This window comes from Nostocoides veronense, assembly GCF_039531185.1.
GTDB lineage: Bacteria > Actinomycetota > Actinomycetes > Actinomycetales > Dermatophilaceae > Nostocoides_A > Nostocoides_A veronense.
The window spans coordinates 58,925-78,369 of record NZ_BAAAPO010000062.1 but is presented as its reverse complement, the minus strand read 5'-3'; the positions used below and the strand labels follow the sequence as shown (position 1 = coordinate 78,369).

Genomic DNA, 19,445 nt, shown 5'->3' with positions numbered 1-19,445 from the left:
TTTCCCTCACTTGGCGCGCCCCGCTACGCTTGCTCAACTCTTTCGACTGACTTTTTGGAGCAGCCCATGGCCGGCGGACTCGTCGCCCTCCTGGACGACATCGCCGCTTTGGCGAAGCTCGCCGCCGCCTCTGTCGACGATGTCGGTATGGCGGCCGGCCGGGCGACCGCCAAAGCCGCGGGGGTGGTTGTCGACGACACGGCCGTGACCCCGAGGTATGTCGAGGGCTTCACCCCCGATCGCGAGTTGCCGGTGATCAAGAAGATCGCCATCGGCTCGCTGCGCAACAAACTCCTCTTCATCACGCCGGCGGCCCTGCTGCTGAGCCAGTTCGCGCCGTGGGCTCTCACGCCCTTGCTGATGCTCGGTGGCACCTACCTGTGTTTCGAGGGTGCGGAGAAGATCCTCGAAAAGTTCGGTCTGGGTCACCATGAGGACGAGAAGCCGGTGGTCCTCGAGGGCGAGGAGCAGGAAAAGGCGATGACCGCGGGCGCGATCCGCACCGACTTCATCCTGAGCTCCGAGATCATGGTCATCTCGCTCAATGAGGTCGCCGACGAGCCCTTTGCCATGCGCGCCGCCATCCTCATCGTCGTCGCGATCGCCATGACCCTGCTCGTCTATGGCGTCGTCGCCTTCATCGTCAAGATGGACGACATCGGGCTGCACCTGGCCCGCGGTGGCAGCGGTGCCCGCCAGGCTCTCGGGCGCGGCATGGTCAGCGCGATGCCGAAGATTCTCGCGGGCCTCTCCACGATCGGCATCGTCGCCATGCTCTGGGTCGGGGGGCACATCGTCCTCAAGGGCACCGACGATTTGGGCTTCCACACCGTCTATGGCTGGGTCCATCACCTCGAGGAGGAGGCTCATCATCTCGGCGGCGCCCTGCTCGGGTGGCTGGCGAACACCACCGCTTCCGCCATTTTCGGTCTCATCCTCGGCGCGCTCGTCGTCGCGGTCGTGACGGCCGTCAACCGGCTGCGCTCCCCCGCCGCCGCTCACCATTAAGGCAGCCTCCTTCCCGTCGATGACGCCGGGCCTATCCTTGTGTAAGCGCTTTCGCTGGCACGTCCTCCTCGGAAAGTGATCCACCCGTGACCGAATCCCAAGCCGTCATCTCTGCGCAGCCCGCCGCCTCCCGCGGCGACACCCCGTCATACCTCCACGAGCGAGGCCCCTCCTTCGCCCCGAAGCACCCGCTGGCGTCGGGCCCGGTCTCGACCCCCCCGCATACGGTCGACGGCTTCGTCAAGGAGTTCCTGCGCGAACTGAACTACGGCCAGGGCGTGCCGCTGTCGCGCTCCTCACTCAACGACCAGTACCTCGCGCTGGCCCGGACCGTTCGCGGCTACCTCACGGCGCGCTGGCTGCAGACGGCCACCCGTCGTCGGCAGAAGCCGCACAAGATGGTCGGCTATCTGTCCGCGGAGTATCTCCTCGGGCGCCAGCTCGACAACGCTCTCCTCGCAACCGACCTGACGGCGATCGCCGACGAAGCGTTGAAGCAATGCGGCATCGACCTCGACGCGCTGCGTCAGGCCGAGATCGAGCCGGGCCTCGGCAATGGTGGCCTCGGCCGTCTGGCCGCCTGTTTCATCGACTCGCTCGCCACGATGGACGCGCCGTGCGTCGGCTATGGCCTGCGCTACGAGTACGGCATCTTCAAGCAGACCTTCGTCGATGGCCGCCAGGTCGAGGTCCCGGACAACTGGCTCTCCATGGGTGGGCCGTGGGAGATCCCGCACCCCGAGATGGAAGTGCCGGTCCACTTCGGTGGGCACACGGAGCGGTATGTCGGGGAGGACGGCCGCGAACGCACCCGCTGGATCTCCGGCTGGGACGTGTTGGGCATCCGCTACAACTACATGGTCCCGGGCTATCAGAATGGCGTCGTCAACACGCTGCGCCTGTGGCGCGCCCGCGCGACCCGCGCCTTCGATCTGCACATCTTCAACGCCGGCGATTATGCCGAGGCGGTGCGCAGCCAGACCTTCGCCGAGAACATCTCCAAGGTGCTCTACCCCGAGGACTCCACTCCGCAGGGCAAGGAGTTGCGGCTGCAGCAGCAGTACTTCTTCGTCGCGTGCTCGATCTATGACTTCCTGAAGCACACGCAGCCGACCGACCTCGACGTGCGCGACCTGCCCGAGCGAATCATCTTCCAGCTCAACGACACTCACCCGGTGATCGGCATACCTGAGCTGATGCGTCTGCTCATGGACGACTACGACCTGCCCTTCGATGAGGCCTGGGCGATCACCCGCCAGTGTTTCGCCTACACCTGTCACACGCTGCTGCCCGAGGCGCTCGAGGTTTGGTCGGTCTCCCTCATGGAGCGGCTGCTGCCGCGGCATATGGAGATCATCTACATGATCAACGAGGTCTTCCTCGAAGAGGTGCGCGAGGCCTTCCCCGGCGATGAGCTGCGCGTTCGCCGGATGTCGATCATCGGCGACCACCCCGAGCGTTCGGTGCGGATGGCGCACTTGGCCACCGTCGCCTCGGTGAAGGTCAATGGCGTCGCCGAGCTGCACAGCCAGTTGCTGCGCGACAAGGTCCTCTCCGACTTCTCCGAAATGTGGCCGGAGAAGTTCACCAATGTCACCAATGGCGTCACCCCGCGCCGTTTCGTGCGCCAGTCCAACCCCAACCTCTCCAAACTGATCACCGACACCATCGGCGTCGGCTGGGTGGCCAACCTCGATCGCCTCCGCGAGCTGGAGGTGTATGCCGAGGACGAGGAGTTCCGCGCGAAGTTCCGCGAGGTCAAAGCGCTGAACAAGGAGCGCATCACGGCGGTGCTCAAGCGCCGCGACGGCATCGAGCTGCCCCAGGGTCACCTGCTCGATGTCATGGTCAAGCGCCTGCATGAGTACAAGCGGCAGACGCTGAAGCTGCTGCACATGGTGACGCTCTACGAAGGCATCATTTCCGGCGAGGTCGACGCGGCCACCGTGACGCCGCGCACCGTGGTCTTCGGCGCCAAGGCCGCCCCGGGATACCGCATGGCGAAGGAGACGATCTTCTTGATCAACTCCGTCGCCAAGGTCATCAACAACGACCCGCGGGTCGAGGGCAAGCTGTTCATCGCCTTCCCGGCCAACTACAACGTCACGCTCGCCGAGCGCCTCATCCCGGCCGCCGACCTCTCGGAGCAGATCTCGCTCGCCGGCAAGGAAGCCTCCGGCACCGGCAATATGAAGTTCGCCCTCAATGGCGCGCTGACGATCGGCACCGATGATGGGGCCAATGTCGAGATCCGCCAGCTCGTTGGGGACGACAACTTCTTCCTCTTCGGCATGGACGAGCCGGCCGTGGCCGAGTTGCAGGCCAAGGGCTACCAACCCACCGCCTACTACGAGTCGAACGAGCGCCTGCGGCGGGCCATCAACCTCATCGACTCCGGCCACTTCACCGACGGCAACCGCGAGGCCGTGAGCACCGTCATCGGCGACCTGCTCTACAACGACCGCTTCTTGGTGCTGGCCGACTACCAGTCCTATATCGACGCGCAGGCCAAGGTCGAGGCCGCCTATGCGGACCAGGAGGCCTGGAGCCGCTCGGCGATCCTCAACGTCGCCCGCACCGGCTTCTTCTCCTCCGACCGCTCGATGCGCGACTACATCGACCGCATCTGGCACATCAAAACCGGCTCCTGACCTCGGCCTTCGGAGCGGGTGCCACTTTCCCGCCCATTGCCACAAGATGGACATACGCAACGGATCATGTCCGTTGCGTATGTCCATCTTGTCTCCCACAACCACGGCGGGGCCGGGGGAAATGGCCGCGGGGACAGCAGACCGGTACTTCCGGCTGAGGCGCTGCATGAGGCCGTCCGGCCAGGCTTGGGACCATGAACGAACTGACCATGCCCTTGCCGGTCCGGTCGCGCGTGGGCACCTACGGCCCGATTGCCGTGGTGACGTGCTCTGCGGCGCCTAAGACCGACGAGCACCGGCGGGCCGCTCATGCCATCGCCGACCTGCTCGGCGGGCTGGTCGTCGAGGCGATGCCGGGCCGACGCCTAGCCCCCGAATTGCTCGGGGCCGGCCTGGTCATCCCGTGCGTGCCCGCCTCGCTGCTCGCCCCGATCGCCTCCCTGTGTGAGTGGCTGGAGTTGCCGTATGCCGGAGCCTCCCCCCGCGCCGCAACCCTCGCCTCCGACCCCGCCCTGGTGTCGGCCGTGCTCACCGAGGCCGGGCTGGCCGTGCCGGCGGGCGTCGCGGTCGATGCCATGGGCGCTCGCGTGCTGGACTTTCTGGGCCCTGTGTCGTTAAGCGCGATCGGCGTGGACGACCCTACGGTGGGCGGCATCGCCGCGACGCCCGGAGACTTGCGTGCAGGGCTGGCCAGCGCACTCGGGCGCGCCGAACGGGTGTGGGTGTCCGAACTCTGCGAGGGCACGGCCATCCGAATACCCTTGCTGCGCAACCGAAGCGGCGAACTCATCAGCAGTGCAATCCACGACCGGGCTCCCGGAACGCTCTTTGCCGTGGACCGTCCGGCGAACTCGGGCTCGCGCTTCCACCCCGCCGGCGTGACCCCCCGACAGGACGCGCTGGCCCGGGGGGCGGCAGCCACGGCATACCGCAGCCTGGGTCTAGGTGGGGTGGCGTGCGTCGACCTCGTCCTCGATGGCAAGACCGTCACCGTCGAGGGCATCGACATCGCACCACCCCTGGCTCGTGGCGGTTTGTTCGCCCAGCAGTTCGCCGCGTCCGGGTGGGCGATTGCCGACCTGCTGCACGAGAGCCTGGCGGGCGCGCTGCGCGTCGGCCACCCCGCATACTGAGAGAGATCATGAGCACCACCTCGACGCCGGTAGCCGCCGACGCCCTCCCCCCGGACTCCACCGACCTGGCCGCGATCGGCCGGCCGCCGGCATACTTCCTGCCCCTCCTCGCCGCGGGCGCCGTCCTGTTGAACTGGCTAGTCGTCGGTTTTTTGCTGACGCCGGACCACCTCCTGCTCGGAGCCGTGCTACCGGCGGTCGCGATCATGGGAATCGCGCGATTCCCCGGCGCCAGTCTTGCGCTCTTGGCACTCCTTGTGCCCGCGAGCTATGCGCTCGGCGTCGGCGCGGGCGTCGGCCTGCTGATCGCCATCTCGGTCGTGCTCTTCGGGGCGGCGGCCTATGGCTCGCGCGCCACCTTGTGGATCTCCGGCGTCGGCCTCGTGGCGGCGCCGATCGCACTCTTTGCCCTCGTGGTCCTGCGCACCTTCGGCCTCGAGAGCATCGACAGCTTCCTACGCAATTTCAGCCTTAGCCAACTCCCCGGCGCCTTGAGTCGTTTGTTGGGCGGACTGTCCATCGTCGGGCTCACCCTAGGCGCCCTCTTCATCCTCCTGCCCTGGCTGCTCGGCCTGGCGTGGCGCTCGGTGATCCGCTCACGTCAGGAAGCCGCCCTGGCGCAGGCCGAGCGGGACGAGGCCGAGCGAGAGACGGCATACGCCCGGGAGGTCGCGGACCTGCGCGCCGGGCAGACCCAGCTCGCCCGCGATGTCCACGATGTCGTCGGGCACAGCCTGGCCGTCATCCTCGCGCAGGCCCAATCCGCGCAATATCTGCGCGATGACGAACTGGACAAGATGCGCGAAACGATGGCCACTGTTGCCGACTCGGCTCGGCGCTCGCTCGGGGATGTGCGCGCCGTTCTCACCGGCACCCGGGACCAGGCGTCGGCTGCCAGCGCGGGCCTCGAGACGCTCATCAGTGGCGTGCGAGCGGCCGGCAATGAGGTCGTCGAACGTGTCGACGGCACGCCGCGGCCGCTCTCGCCGGAACTCGCCGAGGTCGCCTATCGGGTGCTGCAGGAGATGCTCACGAATGCCCTCAAGCACGGCCGGGAGGGTGGCCCGGTGTGGGTCCGGCAGATCTGGCCCGAGCAACCGGGCGGACGGTTGACGATCGAGGTGCACAATCTCATCGATGCCGACCGCGAGGCGCAGGGCGCGGGGATCGGGCTGGGGTCGATGCGCGATCGGCTGGCATCCGTCGGCGGATCGCTGCGGACCGGAGCCGAGGAAACCGCCGACGGGCCGATGTTCGGTGCGGTCGCGGTGCTGCCGCTGCGGGCGACGGAGGTGTCCGGCGGTATGCCGGTCGTCCCCCGCGTGGCAGGCTGATCCGATGCCCGATATTCGCGTCTTGTTGGTCGACGACCAAGAGCTTTTCCGCGCCGGCATCGCCCGCATCCTCGATGCCCAGGAGGGCATCACGGTGGTTGGCGAGGCGGGCGACGGTGCGGACGCCGTCGCGGCCGTGGATGCGCTGAGTCCCGATGTCGTCCTGATGGACGTTCGGATGCCGATCATGGATGGCGTCGAGGCGACGCGGCAGATCTTCGCGCCGGCGCGCCTGGCCGGCCGTGAAACACCGGTCCGCGTCGTCGTGCTCACCACCTTCAATCTCGACGACCGCGCCGCCACGGCGATCCGCTACGGCGCTAGCGGCTTTCTGCTCAAGGACGCCACCCCCGCGATGCTGCGCGAGGCGATCCACACGGTGTATGCCGGTAATGCCGTCCTCGCCCCGGCCGACCTGGCCGTGCTGCTCGACGGCCAGTTCCGCGCCCGCAAGGCACTGCCGCCCGGCTTCGACACCTTGACCGAGCGCGAGCGCGAAGTCCTCGACGCCGTTGCCCGAGGCCTGTCGAATGCCGAGATCGCCCAGGCCATGTTTGCCAGCGAATCGACCGTGAAGACCCACCTCGGCGCCGTCCTGCGCAAGCTCGGCCTGCGCGACCGCGTCCAGGTCGTCGTCTTCGCCCACGAGCACGGCCTGACGTCGTGACGGGGGCTCTGGGGGGTCTCCTAACTGGTGCTAGCACCACTTAGGTGACTGTCGACAGGTTGCAAACTGCATACAGTCACGCAGCGTGTGCTGGGTGTGGCGCTGAGCGCGAGGCGCCCTCGCTTCTGTGGATAACTTTCTGCACGATCAGCTGACTGCCGTGAGGCTGTGCCGATGGACCTCCACAGTGTCGCCATCAACGGCGTCGTCAGCGCTGCGGACGCGGCACGCCTCGGTATCGGACCTTATGAGTTGCGGCGCCTTTGTGCCCTCGGGTTACTTCGACGCATGATTCGCGGCTGGTATGCCGTGTGGCCACCTGGCCATCCGCTGCCGCCGTGGCAGGGAAAGACCCGCTGGGAGTCACAACACAACCACCACCGCCTCCTGACTGCGGCGCTCGTCCGCTCCTTCGATGGCCGGGCCGCAGCCAGTCACGGGTCGGCGTTGGTGTTACACGCAGGGCGACTGCACCTCGTCGACCTCGCGACTGCGCACCTGTGCCGACTCTCGTCGGAGAACACCCGCCATAGGAAGCACGCGGTGCTCCATCCGAGCATCAATCTTCCGGTTACGGAGGTCGCGGGTCTGGCCTGTGTCCCGCCTGCCGTCGCGGCCATCCAGGTCGGGTTGATCGAGCGGGCTGGAGCACCCGCCCAGCCAATAGCCTCGCTGGTGGCGGCGGACGGCTTCTTGCATGACCGCGTCATCAACCTCGCCGACTTGGCCGGCGCGATGGACGTTTTTCGAGGTCACCCGGGCATCCCGGCGGTGCGCTCAATCCTGGCGCATGCCGATGGCCTCCATGAATCGGTCGGCGAAACCTTGTTGGCGGCCTGCCTTCGGGGCCTGGGCTACCACTTCGCTGCCCAAGCTCGCCATGGCGATTATCGCGTGGATTTCGAACTGGTCGGCGAACCCGTAATCATCGAGTTCGATGGTCTCGGGAAGTATGGGGCGGACCTCGCCGACCCAACTCCCGATGACCTACGCCGAGCTCTGGGACGGGAGAAGGGGCGCGAGGATGCGTTGCGTCAGACGGGATATGTCGTCGTCCGCATCACCTGGCGCGATCTGCATACCCCGAAGGTCGTCTTCGAAAAGGTTGAGCAGGCCCGAGCCCAGGCCCGCCGAGCGCATGCCAGCACACATTAGGTGACTGTCAGCAGTCCGCAACCTGTTGCCAGTCACCTAACTGGTGCTAGCACTACTTAGGAGGTCCGGCCAGGGTGGGCAGGCGCTTGCGGGTGCCCTTGAGGTTCGCGGCGGGCCACCACAGCACGGGCCGGTTCGCCGGCTGGAAGTGCGCGACCTCGACGCCGACGACATTCGGCCCGAAGGTCTCGTCGGCGACGCGGACCAGGCGCGAGCCGCGGTCGACATCGACATAGGGCTCCGGTCGGGCGAGGCTGGAGATCTCGAAGCGCTGCATCTCCGAGAAGCGCCCCGTGTGCTGCTCGTTGAAGACCTGCAAAAGCTCGGTCTCGTGCGGTCCGCTCGCGTTGACGACAAGCACCTGGGCATGCACCGCAACATCGCGGATGGCGTCGAAGGAGTCGGCGTCCGCGACATACGGGATGCTCGGCTGGTCGATCGCCAGGAGCTGCTCGATTGTGCGCTCGCCGAGGGTGGTTTCGTAAGGCAGCGTCGAGCCCATCAGGTCGCGAATGTCGGCGCCCTTGACCGCGAGCGCGCGCAGGCCGGTCGCGTGCAGGCGCAAGATGTCTTGATAGACGTTCTGGTGCAGGCCGTGAACCTTGATGAGTTCGCCGAGGAGGCGATTGCCGAGCCGCTCACGGACAAGTCCCAGCGAGTTGGTCTCCTGCAGCGACTCGCGGGAGGCGGTCAGCGGCAATTCGCCGGCGTCGATGACGGCGCGGCAGAAGAAGGCCCACTCGGGGATCAGCTGGTCGACGCTGTCGGCGACGAGCATGCCATTGGAGTAGATCCGGTCGCCGGTGCGGTGGCCGGGGGCGGCGGTGTATGGCAGCACGAACCCGAGTCCGCGCACGTTGAGCAGGGACGAGTCCAGCGGGACGATCCCCATCGCCTCGAAGCCAAGCCGCTCGCGGCACCACGCCAACTGCTCCTCGATGGAGCGATCCCAGGGCGGGGTGTTCATCGACATCAGATCGCCCTTGACGCGCACGGCGACATCGAGCAGCTCCGCGAAGTCGCCGGCGAGCTTGCGCAGCGTCTCCTCGTTGCACCATTCGAGGTCGCCGTGACGCGGCATGATCTTGACCTCGGTGCCCGGGCCGTCGAGGGCGTAATCGGAGTCGCTGACGGTGAAGGTGCCATCGGCGTGGCCAACCCACAGCGTCGTCGGCGCGTCCTTGGTCTTGGCCGACTTCGAGCGAACCTCGAGGGTGTCGGCGACCAGGAAGCAGGAGAGCAGGCCGATGCCGAACTGGCCGAGGAAGCCTCGTCGAGCGACCGCGAAGTCGTCACGCTTCGAGGAGCCACCAATGGTGGCCAGGAAGGTCCGCATCTCGTCCGGGCCGAGGCCGATGCCGTTGTCGCGCACGATCATCGGTTCGTTGCGTTCCGAGGGGGTGACGTCGATGCGCGGGGAGAAGCCGGCGTCGACGCGCCCGGCGTGCCTCGATAGCGTCATGGCCGTTCTGCAGCAGCTCGCGCAGATAGACGCGTTCGCTGCTGTACAGATGGTGACTGAGGATGTCGACGATGCCGCGAGGGTCGACACGGAACTGCTCGCGCACAGGAACTCCAGGAAGCGGGAAGTGGCCGAGAGGAGTCGGCCCGGCACGCCCCGTCCCGATAGCGGCGGCTAACCGCTGGTAACCTTCGCGCTCGTGGTGTAGTGGCGACGCGTCGACGACGAAACCGAAGGCGGGGGTGGACCTGACGGGGTCGTTCCCCCGGTCGTTCGGGAGGAGTCGGAGGCCGAAAGGCGCATCGGCTCAGCGGCAATTTCTCCGGGGATTCCTACTGGGGCGGCAGCCCGGCGAGCACCTCGGACACCGCCGCGAAATCCACCGATTCCGCGCCAGAGCCCGAGTCGGAGACCGCGGGCGACGACCCAGGTCACGAGACCTCCGGTCACGAAGCCTCCGACGGTGCAGCCGATGCCGAGGTGAGCGCACCGGATGCTGACGCCGCACCCCACGAGCCGGACGCTGCTCAGATGGCGACCGCGCCCGACGCCCCGCCCCTCGATCAACCCACCGATAGCGTGGAGTCGGACAATACGAATCTGCCGATTCCCGAATCAACCCCAGAAAGGCACGACGCTCCCATGGCCGACTACCAGTCCTCCCTCAATGAGGCAATGCAGATCGACGGCGCGCTCGGCGTGGCCCTCGTGGACTCCCAGAGCGGCATGGCCCTGGCCACCGCGGGCAACCCCGACGGCCTCGATCTCAATGTCGCCGCCGCCGGCAACTCCAATGTCGTGCAGGCCAAGATGCGCACGATGCGCGACCTGGGCCTGAACCAGAAGCTCGAGGACATTCTCATCACCCTCGAGACGCAGTACCACATCATCCGGACCTTCAACCGCGAGGACGGCATCTTCCTGTACCTCGTGCTCGACAAGGCCCGCGCCAACCTCGCGATGGCCCGCTTCAAGCTCGCTGGCATCGAGAAGCAGCTCGTCATTTGAGTCACCCGACCGGGCCGTCTCGGCTTCGGACAACACACCCCCGCAGCCCCCCGGCTGCGGGGGTGTTGTCATGCCACCTCGAACCGCTCCGCGGGACGCAGGGAGCGCACCAGATCGGGGGTGGCGAGGAAGGCACCCGTGAGGCGGTCACCGAAGGTGGTCTCGGCATACTCCAGCCATGCGAGGTCGCTGGGGGTGAGGTATGGCTGACCGGCCCGGCCGCGCGCGAAGATCACCCAGCCGCCCGCAGCCCACGCGTCGTCGGCGATCTCGACCAGCCCCGGTGGGGCTGGCTCCCCGAGCACAGCGTCCGGGACGCCGGGCAGCACGATGAGTTCCCCGGGACGCCGGTCCGCGTCCAGGACGGCGAACATCACGACGCCCAGCGCCCGTTCATGCGGGCTCAGGGCGAGGTCGACCAGTTGCGCGCAGGCGGCACCGGTCACCGGCCTCTCACGGCCTAGGTCGGGCGTCGATGGGTAGCCGGTGGAATCACGGAAATCAAGGAAATCGTCCATGCACCAAGGCTTCTCGCGATCGCCGAATCCGTCTAGGCGACTATCCACAGGCCCCCGAGAGGGGACAGGCGGCGGGTGCGTCAGGCGCGAGAGATGGCCATGACAACGGCCTTGGGCTCGGTGAAGAACTCGCGACTGAAGTTGCCGCCCTCGCGGCCGACGCCGGAGTCACCGACGCCGCCAAATGGCGTGCGCAGGTCGCGGATGAAGAAGCAGTTGACCCATACCGTGCCGGCCCGCAGCCGCGACGCCACGCGGTGCGCGCGCGAGAGGTTCTCGGTGAAGAGCATGGATCGTCAGGGCCTCGGCGGCGGCGACGAAGCGCGCCATGAACTCGTCATAGATCGAGGTGTGGATGAACAGTCGAGATCCGGCCAGGCAGATCTGTCCGGCGTTGCGGAAGATTGCCTCCACGGCCCAGTAGACCGCATTGTCGAGGTCAGCATCGCCGAAGACGATATTGGCGCCCTTGCCGCCGAGCTCGAGCGATACCGGCGCCAAATGCGCTGAGGCAGAGGCCATTACGTGCTTGCCCGTGGTCGAAGAGCCGGTGAAGGTGACCCGGTCGACCCGGTCGTCACCAGTCAGTGCCGCACCGGCCGGCATCCCGTGCCCGTTGAGGACATTGAGGACACCGGGCGGCATACCCGCCTCCACCGCGAGCCGGCCGAGCAGAGTCACCGACGCAGGAGTGTCCTCCGACGGCTTGATGATGCAGGTATTGCCCCACGCGATGGCCGGGGCGATCTTCCACGAGGCCATCATCAGCGGGAAGTTCCAGGGCGAGATGGCCGCGACGACGCCGGCGGGCCCGAACTCGCTATAGGTGTGGTGCCCGCTGTCCATCGGGTAGACCTCGCCGGCATACCCGGCGTCGGCGGGGTGCGACCCGATGGCTATCTCTTCGAGCGCGCTCCGATGCTCTTCTATTGGGAACTGACGCTGGCCTGCGGTCTGGCATGCCGGCCCTGCCGGGCCACCGCGATGTCGGTCGGCGCACCCGGCGAGTTGACGACGGCGGAGTCCTTCCAACTCCTGGACGACATCACCGGATTCGGCAACCCGATGCCACATGTCGTCTTCACCGGCGGGGATCCCTTGCGGCGCAACGATCTTGAAGCTCTCGTCCGAGGCGCCACCGAGCGCGGCATCGGCAGTTCCCTCGCGCCGGCCGTGACCGAAGACTTCACGCCGGAGCGCCTCGCCGGGCTGCGCGATGCCGGCATACAGACCATCTCGCTCTCCCTCGACGGCTCGACGGCTTCCCTGCACGATGGTCTGCGCGGTGTCAGCGGGACCTTCGAGATGACCATGGACGCCTTTGAGATCGCCGCGGATCCCCGGCATGGCAGTCGACCTTGCAGATCGCGCAGCCGCCGCGTCGGCACCCGATGGTGTAGGCGTACCCCGCCTTGTACAGGCCGCTGAGGACGGTCTCTTCCGGGGCGAGGTAGATCACCTCCCCGGTCGGCTGGATCGTGACGGTCGGCACGGTGCTCCTTCGCACTGCATACGGTCCAGCACCGCCTGCCGGCGGGTGGATCGCACCAGATTGGACCGGGCAGGCGCCCGCTCCATGGCGTGTTCCTTATGCCGGAACCCCCGGGGGTGTCCGTGGGCCGTCCCGATTCGTCGTCAGGCTCGCAGGACGGGTATGCCGTGTGGCTGCTTGAATGTGCGCGTGCAGATCAACCCGGCCGTGGACGCGTGGTTCGCCGACTACAGCAACCCGCAGAAGCCGCTTGCGCAGGCGGTCCGCGAGGTGGTGCTCGCCGCCGACCCGCGAGTCACCGAGGCGATCAAGTGGCAGGCGCCGACCTTTGTGTATGCGGGCAATATCGCCTCCTTCTATCCGAAGGCCAAGGCGCATGTGGCCCTGATGTTCCATAAGGGCGCCTCGCTGCCCGACCCCACGGGGCTCCTGGAGGGCACGGGCGAGGTCTCGCGGGTCGCGAAATTTCTCGACCACGACGATCTGGAGGCCAAGCGCGAGGCGCTGACGGACCTCATACGCGCCTGGGTGTCGGCCCGCGCCTGATTGGCCCCTCGAACGTACTTGACCCGGCCAACTCATACCTGGCCGGGTCACTCCTTTTCTACCGGCCGGAGGTGGACCGATCGGGGACCGACACGATTGCCGGGCGTAAACATCCGGTGACCATCTGGGGGTGATGGCAGGATGCCTGGCATGAGCAAGGAGAAGCGGGCCCTGCCGGACGAAGAGACCAAGCGCAAGTTCCGGGAGGCGCTGGAGCGCAAGCAAAAGGGCGGCGGGATGGACGTCTCCGATCACGCCGAGCACGGCAAGGTCGAGTCGGCGCACGGCCCTGAGAGCCACCAGAAGATGTTCCGCCGCAAGTCCGGCGGCTGATTCGCTGTTCGCGCCGGACGATTGACGGCTTTTCGTGCGCGGCCTGGCAGGATGCGCGCCATGACGCCGCGCGTGATCCACACGGCCCAAGCCCTCGTCGACGAGGTCGTCGAGGTGCCGGCCCTGCCGATGCGGGGCGGCAATGTCATGGCCGGGGCGCATTCGCTGTATGCCGGCGGCGCCGTGAACATCCTCATCGCCGCTGCTCGCTCGGGCGCCTCGTGCGTGCACGCCGGCGCGCACGGCACCGGACCCAATGGCGATCTCGTGCGCGCCGCGTTGGCGGCGGAGGGCATCACCTGGTCATCCCCGCCGATTCCGGATCAGGACACCGGGATCTGCTTCGTCATGATCGAGCCGACCGCGGAGCGGACCTTCGTCACGACGCAGAGCGCCGAGCGGCGGATCAGCGTCGAATCGTTGGCGCTGAGTTCGCCGCAGGCCGGGGATCTGGTGTGCATCAGCGGTTTCTCGCTCGTGGGGCGCACGCGTGATCCGTTGCTCGCGTGGCTGGAGACCGTGGACCCGTCGGTGGTGGTGGTCCTCGACCCGGGCGCGGCCTTTGCCGACTTGGACGCCGACCTGCGCTCGCGGGTGCTGGCACGCACCCATGTGTGGAGCGGCAATGCCGAGGAGTCGCACGACCTCAGCGGCTGCGCGACCAATGACGAGGCGGCCGCGGCCATCGCGGCGCTGCTGCCGACCGGTGGCGTCGCCATCGTCCGCGATGGGGACAAGGGCTGCGTCGTCGCGGACGGTGGCGTGGTGACGCGGGTGCCCGGCTATCCCCAGAAGCCCATCGACACCAATGGGGCCGGCGACACGCATACCGGCGTCTTGTGCGCCAGCCGCGCCGCCGGGCTGGGCTGGGTCGAGGCGGCGCGGCGCGGCAATGTGGCCGGCGCGATCAAGGTGACCCGGCGCGGGCCGGCGACAGCGCCCACTGCGGCGGAGATCGACGCCTTTCTCGCCGATCACGAGCTCGCTACCTCCCGGTAACCTCTGCGGTGTGAGCACCACCGCCGGCCCCGAGATCGATGTCGACATCCTGATCATCGGCGCCGGTCTGTCGGGGATCGGCGCCGCCTGTCATCTGGTGCGCGAGGCGCCCGGGCTGACCTACGCGATCGTCGAGATGCGCGAGCGGATGGGCGGGACCTGGGATCTCTTCCGCTATCCCGGGGTGCGTTCGGACTCGGACATGTACACCCTCGGCTATGCCTTCCGCCCGTGGCGCGGTGAGCACGCACTCGCCCAGGGCGGGGAGATCCTCGACTACATCCGCGCGACCGCGCAGGAGTATGACGTCGAGCAGCACATTCACTACGGGCACAAGGCGATTCGCGCCGACTTCGACACCGCGACCTCGCGGTGGAATGGGGTGTGCGAAGTGGAGGGGCGGCCGGTGCGCACGCGAGCGCGCTTCCTCTATGCCTGCACGGGCTACTACGACTATGCCGCCGGCTATACCCCGGACCTGCCGGGCGTCGAGGAGTTCGGCGGCCGCGTGGTGCATCCGCAGGCCTGGCCGGCGGATCTGGAGTATGCGGACCAGCGGGTCGTCGTCATCGGCAGCGGTGCCACGGCGGTCACCCTGGTCCCGGCCATGGCCGAGCGCGCGGGTCACGTGACGATGCTCCAGCGCTCCCCCAGCTATGTGCTCAATATGCCGACCGAGGACCCCGTCGCGAAGGCGGCGGGGGCGCTCCTGCCGGACCGGTCCGCATACACCGTGACCCGCTGGGCGCACCTGCTGCAGGCCTGGGGGTTCTATCGCGCCTCGCGGATCTCGCCGCGGCTGGTGCGCAAGCTCCTGCGGGTTGACGTGAAAGCTCATCTGCCGCAAGACTATCCGATCGATGTGCACTTCACGCCCCGCTACAACCCGTGGGATCATCGGCTCTGCCTGGTGCCGGATGCCGATCTGCACCAGGCCATCGGGCGTGGCGACGCGGAGGTAGTGACCGACACCATCGACCGCTTCACGGCAACGGGCATCCGACTGAGCAGTGGCCGAGAGCTGCCGGCCGATCTCGTCGTCACGGCGACCGGGCTGCAGATCCTGCCGGGCGGCGGGGCGCAGCTGTCGGTGGATGGCGAGCCGATCGACTTACGCGAGACGGTGTCGTACAAGGGCATCATGCTCAGCGGAGTGCCGAATTTGGCTCTGGCACTGGGGTATACGAATATTTCCTGGACGCTCAAGGTCGATCTGACGTCGCGCTATGTGTGCCGGTTGTTGAGCTATATGGACCGGCATGGGTTCACGCAGGTGTGGCCGCAGCGGCCGAGCTCCGGCGACACCGAACGCCCGGTCATCGACTTCGCGGCGGGCTATGTGCAGCGCGCGGCGGCGATCTTGCCGCGGCAGGGAACGACCGGACCGTGGAGTGTTCCGCAGAACTATCTCGTGGACCGGTGGCGGCTGCGGCGCCGCGGACGCCTGACCGATGGCGTGGTCTTCAGCCGCTGAGGGCCGCAATCGTGGCGCGGGAACTTAGAGTTGGCGCCGTGACGAGCAAGCAGGACAAGGACAGCGCGCCCGCGACCGACGAATTCGGCGGCCTGATCGGGGTCGGGTCGGCCCGCACGATCCGGGCCCCATGGCATCCGTCATCACTGGGCAAGATCCGGGCGGCCGTGATGGCCGATCTTGAAGCCCGCCAGGTCGAGGACGAGACGCTCGACGAGGTAGCGGTCGTCGTCTCCGAGCTGGTGACCAATGCCTTCAAACACGCACAACCCTTGCACGACAACACGGTTCGCATTCACTGGACCGAGCGCGCAGGCGTCGTGGAGGTCGAAGTGACCGATGGCGGCGGGGAGACGTCGCCGAAGCCGCGCCCCGAGGCCGTCTTTGCCGTCTCCGGCCGTGGGCTGCGGATCGTTCGCTCTTTCGCCCACGAGTGGGGCGTCAGTGAGAAGAAGGGCGCGATCACCGTGTGGGCCGCTTTGGGTGGTCCGTCGCGCCGTCGGGCATGATCGCCTGTCATGGGTAAAGCCTCACGCGCCAAGAAGTCGGATGCGCCCCGCGCGCCGCGTCCTGCGGCCTATGCCGCCCGCCCCTTCCGCGGCTTGCCGGGCGAGAGCGACTGGGTCGCCTTGTCCGAAATCCTGCCGGCCGCCACGGCGACGGTGCGCTTGCGCGAGGGTGTCGGGAGCGGCGACGCGCCGCGAGAGGTGACGGTCTGCACCGTCTTGCCGATGGCCTGGCCGGCGCTGCGGCGCTCCGATGGCGCCGTTCTCGTCGCCACCCAAGGCGGCGGTCAGAGTGGCGATAAGTCACGCGATCTCGGCAGCGCGATCCTCGCGGCCCTAGATGCCGAGCCCGGCACACCGCTGACGCGAGTGCCGATGGCCACGGATGCGACGCCTGCTCTGCAGGACCTGCTCGTCGACGAGGCGCCGGAGGTGTCGGTGCGAGAGGGTTTCGACTTCTGGGCCGAGGGCCAGGAACTCGACGGGGATGCCCAGGAATCGCTGAGCCGCGCCAATGACTCGGTCCTGCCGACGGAGCGGGTCGCGGGCTCGGATTCGGCCTACTGGTGCCTGATCGGCAACCGACCACACCTGCGCGTTGTCCTGGCAGAGGACGAGGACGACGCGACCAATGCCTTGGCCCGGCTGTGGGCGGCCGGGACCGCTTCCTTGGGTGAGGACTCGCGGCTGCTCGGCGCCTTCCGCGCGGGCGGTCTGCTGATTCCGGTGTGGGAGTTGGCCGCTGGGACTGTTGCTGCTGACCTGCCGGACTCGCTGGCGGCGTGGCGTTCGCGGTATGCCGCGGCGCTCACCGATGCGCCGCTGACCGCCGAGGAGCGGCGCGCGAAGGCCGGCCTGCTCAACCGGCAGATCACCCTGCGCTGAGCGCCATGCCGACCCCCACCCGCGTCGCGGCGATCATCCCGGCGAAGTCCGAGGCCGAGCGGATCGCCGCGACCGTCGCGGCGGTCCGGGGCTTGCAGGCTGTCGATGTGGTGGTGGTCGTCGACGACGGGAGCACCGACGACACGGCGGCGGTGGCCGAGGCCGCGGGGGCAGTGGTGGTGCGGCATACGACCAACCACGGGAAGGCCGCCGCGATGATGAGCGGGGCGAAATTTGTTGCGGCGCAAGATGCCTCGGACGCGCCGCGGGCGCTGTTGTTCGTGGACGCCGACCTCGGCGCGAGTGCGACCAATCTCGATCCGCTCGTGGCACCGGTGCTCGCCGGTGAGGCCGATATGACGATCGCCAATATCCCGCGCGCCAACTCTTCGCGTGGTGGCGGGCGCGTGGTGCGGCTCGCGCAGCGGACGATTCGGGCGCGCACCGGACGCGAGATCGCGCAGCCGCTCAACGGGATGCGGTGCCTGACGCGCGACGCCTTCCGCCGCGCGCTGCCCTTGGCGCCGGGGTGGGGTGTCGAGGTGGGGTTGACGCTAGATGTCTTGGGTGCCGGGTTGCGGGTTGTCGAGGTGCCGGTCGACTTCACGCATCGCGCGACCGGCACGGACTGGCGCGGAATTGTGCACCGCGGCAAGCAATTTCGCGATGTCGCGCGCGTGGTCGCGCGGCGGCCCTGAGCTCAGCCGGCCGATCGGACCCGTGATGGCGTCGGGGGTGACGGGGGCAGGCGCGGGCGCTGGCGGCGCACGCTCGCGTGCGCGTGCGCGAGCGCTGATCGCGCTGTCCCTCTTGCTGCTCCTGCTCGCGGGCTGGCTCGGGGAGTCGGCCGCGAAGCCCCCTCTCGGGCCCCGCGGCTGGGCGCCGGGCCAACTGCCCTGGGCTCTCGGATCGGGCGCGGTCACGGCGACGCTCGCGACGGCATACATCCTGGGCGCGGGGGGCCTGTGGCTCGGCCTGCGCTCGGCGCGGCCATGGCCGGTCTGGGCGATCGGGGCGCTGGCCCTGGGGGCGCTGCTCGTGATGCCCTTCGGGTCGGCGGACCACACGAACTACGCGGCCTACGGGCGGATCGCCTTCCAGGGTGGCGATCCGTATGTCGAGTCGCCGATCGCGTGGGCGGGCGGGGCCGATCCGGTGACCAGCGGGGTGCAGCCGCCCTGGCAGAGCACACCGAGCATTTACGGTCCGCTGTCGACGCTGGCGCAGCTGGTGTCCGCGGCGATCGGCGGCGACAACCTGCGGCAGGTCGTGTGGGTGTGGCAGGTGCTGATCGTGCTCGCGTGGCTGGGAACGCGCGTGCTGCTGCGCCGGTTGTTCCCGGATGCGCACGGGCGGGTCGATCTGTTGTGGACCATGAACCCCTTCGTCATCGGCACCGGGGTGCTGGGCGCGCATGTCGACACGCTCGCGACGCCGTTGATGGTGGCGGCGCTGCTGTTGGCCCGGGGTGCGCTCTGGCCCCGCGCGCTGGCGGCGGGGGTGGCCTGCGGACTCGCGTCGTCCGTGAAGGTGACCGCCGGTGTCGTGTTGGTGGCGATCGCGGTGGGCTGGCTTGTGGAGGCTCGCGCTGCGGCTGGCGCCGTCGCGGCTCGGGGGCGCGGGGGCGGTCTGGTCACCCGGCTCGCCGCGCTCGTCGCGGGGGCGGCGCTCGTGGCCGTGCCGCTGCAGGTGTGGGCGGGCGGGCGGTCATACGACCAGCTCGGCCGCTCGCGGCGCTCGATCTCGCTGGCGACGCCATGGCGCAAGGTCTACGAATGGTTCGGGGGGCACCTGGACGACGGGACCTGGCGCAGCCTGATCTTCGCGGCGGCGGCGCTGACATGCATGCTATTGGCGTGGGCGGCGTGGCGGCTGCTGCGGACGGCGGTGCCGGCCGCGGGTGCCGCGGTGGTGCTCGCGCTGGCGTTGTCGATCGCGTATGCCGTCGGCGCGCCCTATGTGCTGCCGTGGTACGACCAGTTGGTCTGGGCGCTGCTGCCGGGCGTGGCGGCCGGGGCGGCGGTGGGGGCGGTGGGGGCGGTGGAGCGGGTATGGATCGTGCGGGGCCTGATGCTGGCGCTGGCCTATGTGCCCGGTCGCGTGGTGGGGATGAGCGCGGGCGTGGAGTCGCTGACCCTCGGCTGGCGTCGCGATGTGGCCCCGCTGGCGGCGATCGTGGCGGGTGTCGTCCTGCTCCTGGCCGGCCGACGGGGTCGAGATCGGGAAACACGCCGAGCGTGAGCGCTGTCCGTCGGCGTGTTTCCCGAAGTCGAC

Annotated in this window: 21 protein-coding genes and 1 pseudogene; 17 read left to right on the top strand and 5 right to left on the bottom strand. The window is 68.4% G+C overall.

Going from position 1 to position 19,445, the window contains the following annotated elements; translation table 11 throughout:
- Nucleotides 1-66: 66 nt before the first annotated feature.
- The 6 genes from ABD225_RS17835 to ABD225_RS17810 all read left to right on the top strand — a co-directional run bounded on the left by ABD225_RS17835 (nt 67) and on the right by ABD225_RS17810 (nt 7,948).
- On the top strand, nt 67-1,008 hold the full coding sequence (locus tag ABD225_RS17835; RefSeq protein ID WP_344088792.1) for a DUF808 domain-containing protein: 942 nt from the start codon (nt 67-69) through the stop codon (nt 1,006-1,008).
- A 191-nt stretch (nt 1,009-1,199) separates the two neighbouring features.
- The gene (locus ABD225_RS17830; RefSeq protein ID WP_344088906.1) at nt 1,200-3,659 is read left to right on the top strand and encodes a glycogen/starch/alpha-glucan phosphorylase; all 2,460 of its coding nucleotides are present in this window, start codon (nt 1,200-1,202) and stop codon (nt 3,657-3,659) included.
- Nucleotides 3,660-3,853: 194 nt separating this feature from the next.
- The gene (locus tag ABD225_RS17825; protein ID WP_344088790.1) at nt 3,854-4,792 is read left to right on the top strand and encodes a D-alanine--D-alanine ligase family protein; all 939 of its coding nucleotides are present in this window, start codon (nt 3,854-3,856) and stop codon (nt 4,790-4,792) included.
- A gap of 8 nt (nt 4,793-4,800) precedes the next feature.
- Complete coding sequence (locus ABD225_RS17820) at nt 4,801-6,126, top strand: sensor histidine kinase (RefSeq protein ID WP_344088787.1); 1,326 nt, start codon at nt 4,801-4,803, stop codon at nt 6,124-6,126.
- A gap of 4 nt (nt 6,127-6,130) precedes the next feature.
- Nucleotides 6,131-6,793 carry a response regulator gene (locus tag ABD225_RS17815; protein WP_344088784.1) on the top strand — a complete coding sequence of 221 codons (663 nt, stop codon included), beginning with the start codon at nt 6,131-6,133 and terminating at the stop codon, nt 6,791-6,793.
- A 174-nt stretch (nt 6,794-6,967) separates the two neighbouring features.
- On the top strand, nt 6,968-7,948 hold the full coding sequence (locus ABD225_RS17810; RefSeq protein WP_344088781.1) for a type IV toxin-antitoxin system AbiEi family antitoxin domain-containing protein: 981 nt from the start codon (nt 6,968-6,970) through the stop codon (nt 7,946-7,948).
- A 52-nt stretch (nt 7,949-8,000) separates the two neighbouring features.
- Here ABD225_RS17810 and ABD225_RS17805 read toward each other — a convergent pair whose 3' ends face one another.
- Nucleotides 8,001-9,410 (bottom strand): hypothetical protein, encoded by a 1,410-nt coding sequence (locus ABD225_RS17805; protein ID WP_344088778.1) that lies wholly within the window; start codon nt 9,408-9,410, stop codon nt 8,001-8,003.
- Between ABD225_RS17805 and ABD225_RS17800 the strand changes: the two genes are divergently transcribed.
- A complete protein-coding gene (locus ABD225_RS17800) occupies nt 9,409-9,588 on the top strand; it encodes a hypothetical protein (RefSeq protein WP_344088776.1) in 180 nt (59 codons plus the stop codon). The genes ABD225_RS17805 and ABD225_RS17800 overlap by 2 nt on opposite strands.
- A gap of 353 nt (nt 9,589-9,941) precedes the next feature.
- Nucleotides 9,942-10,418, top strand: a complete 477-nt coding sequence (locus ABD225_RS17795; protein WP_344088774.1) for a roadblock/LC7 domain-containing protein — start codon at nt 9,942-9,944, stop codon at nt 10,416-10,418.
- 68 nt (nt 10,419-10,486) lie between these two features.
- Here ABD225_RS17795 and ABD225_RS17790 read toward each other — a convergent pair whose 3' ends face one another.
- The 3 genes from ABD225_RS17790 to ABD225_RS17780 form a co-directional block, all read right to left on the bottom strand.
- Entirely contained in the window at nt 10,487-10,936 is a 450-nt protein-coding gene (locus ABD225_RS17790) for a hypothetical protein (protein ID WP_344088771.1), read from the bottom strand.
- An 80-nt stretch (nt 10,937-11,016) separates the two neighbouring features.
- Nucleotides 11,017-11,178 (bottom strand): aldehyde dehydrogenase family protein, encoded by a 162-nt coding sequence (locus ABD225_RS17785; RefSeq protein WP_344088904.1) that lies wholly within the window; start codon nt 11,176-11,178, stop codon nt 11,017-11,019.
- Nucleotides 11,105-11,782 (bottom strand): aldehyde dehydrogenase family protein, encoded by a 678-nt coding sequence (locus ABD225_RS17780; RefSeq protein ID WP_344088768.1) that lies wholly within the window; start codon nt 11,780-11,782, stop codon nt 11,105-11,107. The genes ABD225_RS17785 and ABD225_RS17780 overlap by 74 nt, the downstream gene beginning before the upstream one ends.
- Nucleotides 11,783-11,854: 72 nt before the next feature.
- On the opposite strand from ABD225_RS17780, the pseudogene ABD225_RS17775 reads away from it, so the two are divergent.
- Nucleotides 11,855-12,211, top strand: a pseudogene (locus ABD225_RS17775) (radical SAM protein); the annotation flags it as partial.
- Between the two features lie 13 nt (nt 12,212-12,224).
- On the opposite strand, the gene ABD225_RS17770 reads toward ABD225_RS17775, so the two are convergent.
- The gene (locus tag ABD225_RS17770; RefSeq protein ID WP_344088900.1) at nt 12,225-12,395 is read right to left on the bottom strand and encodes a 2Fe-2S iron-sulfur cluster-binding protein; all 171 of its coding nucleotides are present in this window, start codon (nt 12,393-12,395) and stop codon (nt 12,225-12,227) included.
- Nucleotides 12,396-12,617: 222 nt separating this feature from the next.
- Between ABD225_RS17770 and ABD225_RS17765 the strand changes: the two genes are divergently transcribed.
- From ABD225_RS17765 to ABD225_RS17730, 8 genes are all read left to right on the top strand, one after another.
- Entirely contained in the window at nt 12,618-12,974 is a 357-nt protein-coding gene (locus tag ABD225_RS17765; RefSeq protein WP_344088765.1) for a DUF1801 domain-containing protein, read from the top strand.
- Nucleotides 12,975-13,124: 150 nt separating this feature from the next.
- Nucleotides 13,125-13,307: a DUF5302 domain-containing protein gene (locus ABD225_RS17760; protein WP_344088762.1), complete on the top strand. Its 183-nt coding sequence runs from the start codon at nt 13,125-13,127 to the stop codon at nt 13,305-13,307.
- A 60-nt stretch (nt 13,308-13,367) separates the two neighbouring features.
- The gene (locus ABD225_RS17755; protein ID WP_344088759.1) at nt 13,368-14,306 is read left to right on the top strand and encodes a PfkB family carbohydrate kinase; all 939 of its coding nucleotides are present in this window, start codon (nt 13,368-13,370) and stop codon (nt 14,304-14,306) included.
- Nucleotides 14,307-14,316: 10 nt separating this feature from the next.
- Nucleotides 14,317-15,780: a flavin-containing monooxygenase gene (locus ABD225_RS17750; protein WP_344088756.1), complete on the top strand. Its 1,464-nt coding sequence runs from the start codon at nt 14,317-14,319 to the stop codon at nt 15,778-15,780.
- A 38-nt stretch (nt 15,781-15,818) separates the two neighbouring features.
- Nucleotides 15,819-16,289, top strand: coding sequence for an ATP-binding protein (locus ABD225_RS17745; protein ID WP_344088752.1), 471 nt, complete (start codon nt 15,819-15,821; stop codon nt 16,287-16,289).
- Between the two features lie 9 nt (nt 16,290-16,298).
- On the top strand, nt 16,299-17,171 hold the full coding sequence (locus tag ABD225_RS17740; RefSeq protein ID WP_344088749.1) for a DUF5926 family protein: 873 nt from the start codon (nt 16,299-16,301) through the stop codon (nt 17,169-17,171).
- A 5-nt stretch (nt 17,172-17,176) separates the two neighbouring features.
- The gene (locus ABD225_RS17735) at nt 17,177-17,869 is read left to right on the top strand and encodes a glycosyltransferase (RefSeq protein ID WP_344088746.1); all 693 of its coding nucleotides are present in this window, start codon (nt 17,177-17,179) and stop codon (nt 17,867-17,869) included.
- A 37-nt stretch (nt 17,870-17,906) separates the two neighbouring features.
- Nucleotides 17,907-19,412: an MptA/MptB family glycosyltransferase gene (locus ABD225_RS17730; RefSeq protein ID WP_344088743.1), complete on the top strand. Its 1,506-nt coding sequence runs from the start codon at nt 17,907-17,909 to the stop codon at nt 19,410-19,412.
- The last annotated feature ends 33 nt before the right edge of the window (nt 19,413-19,445 follow it).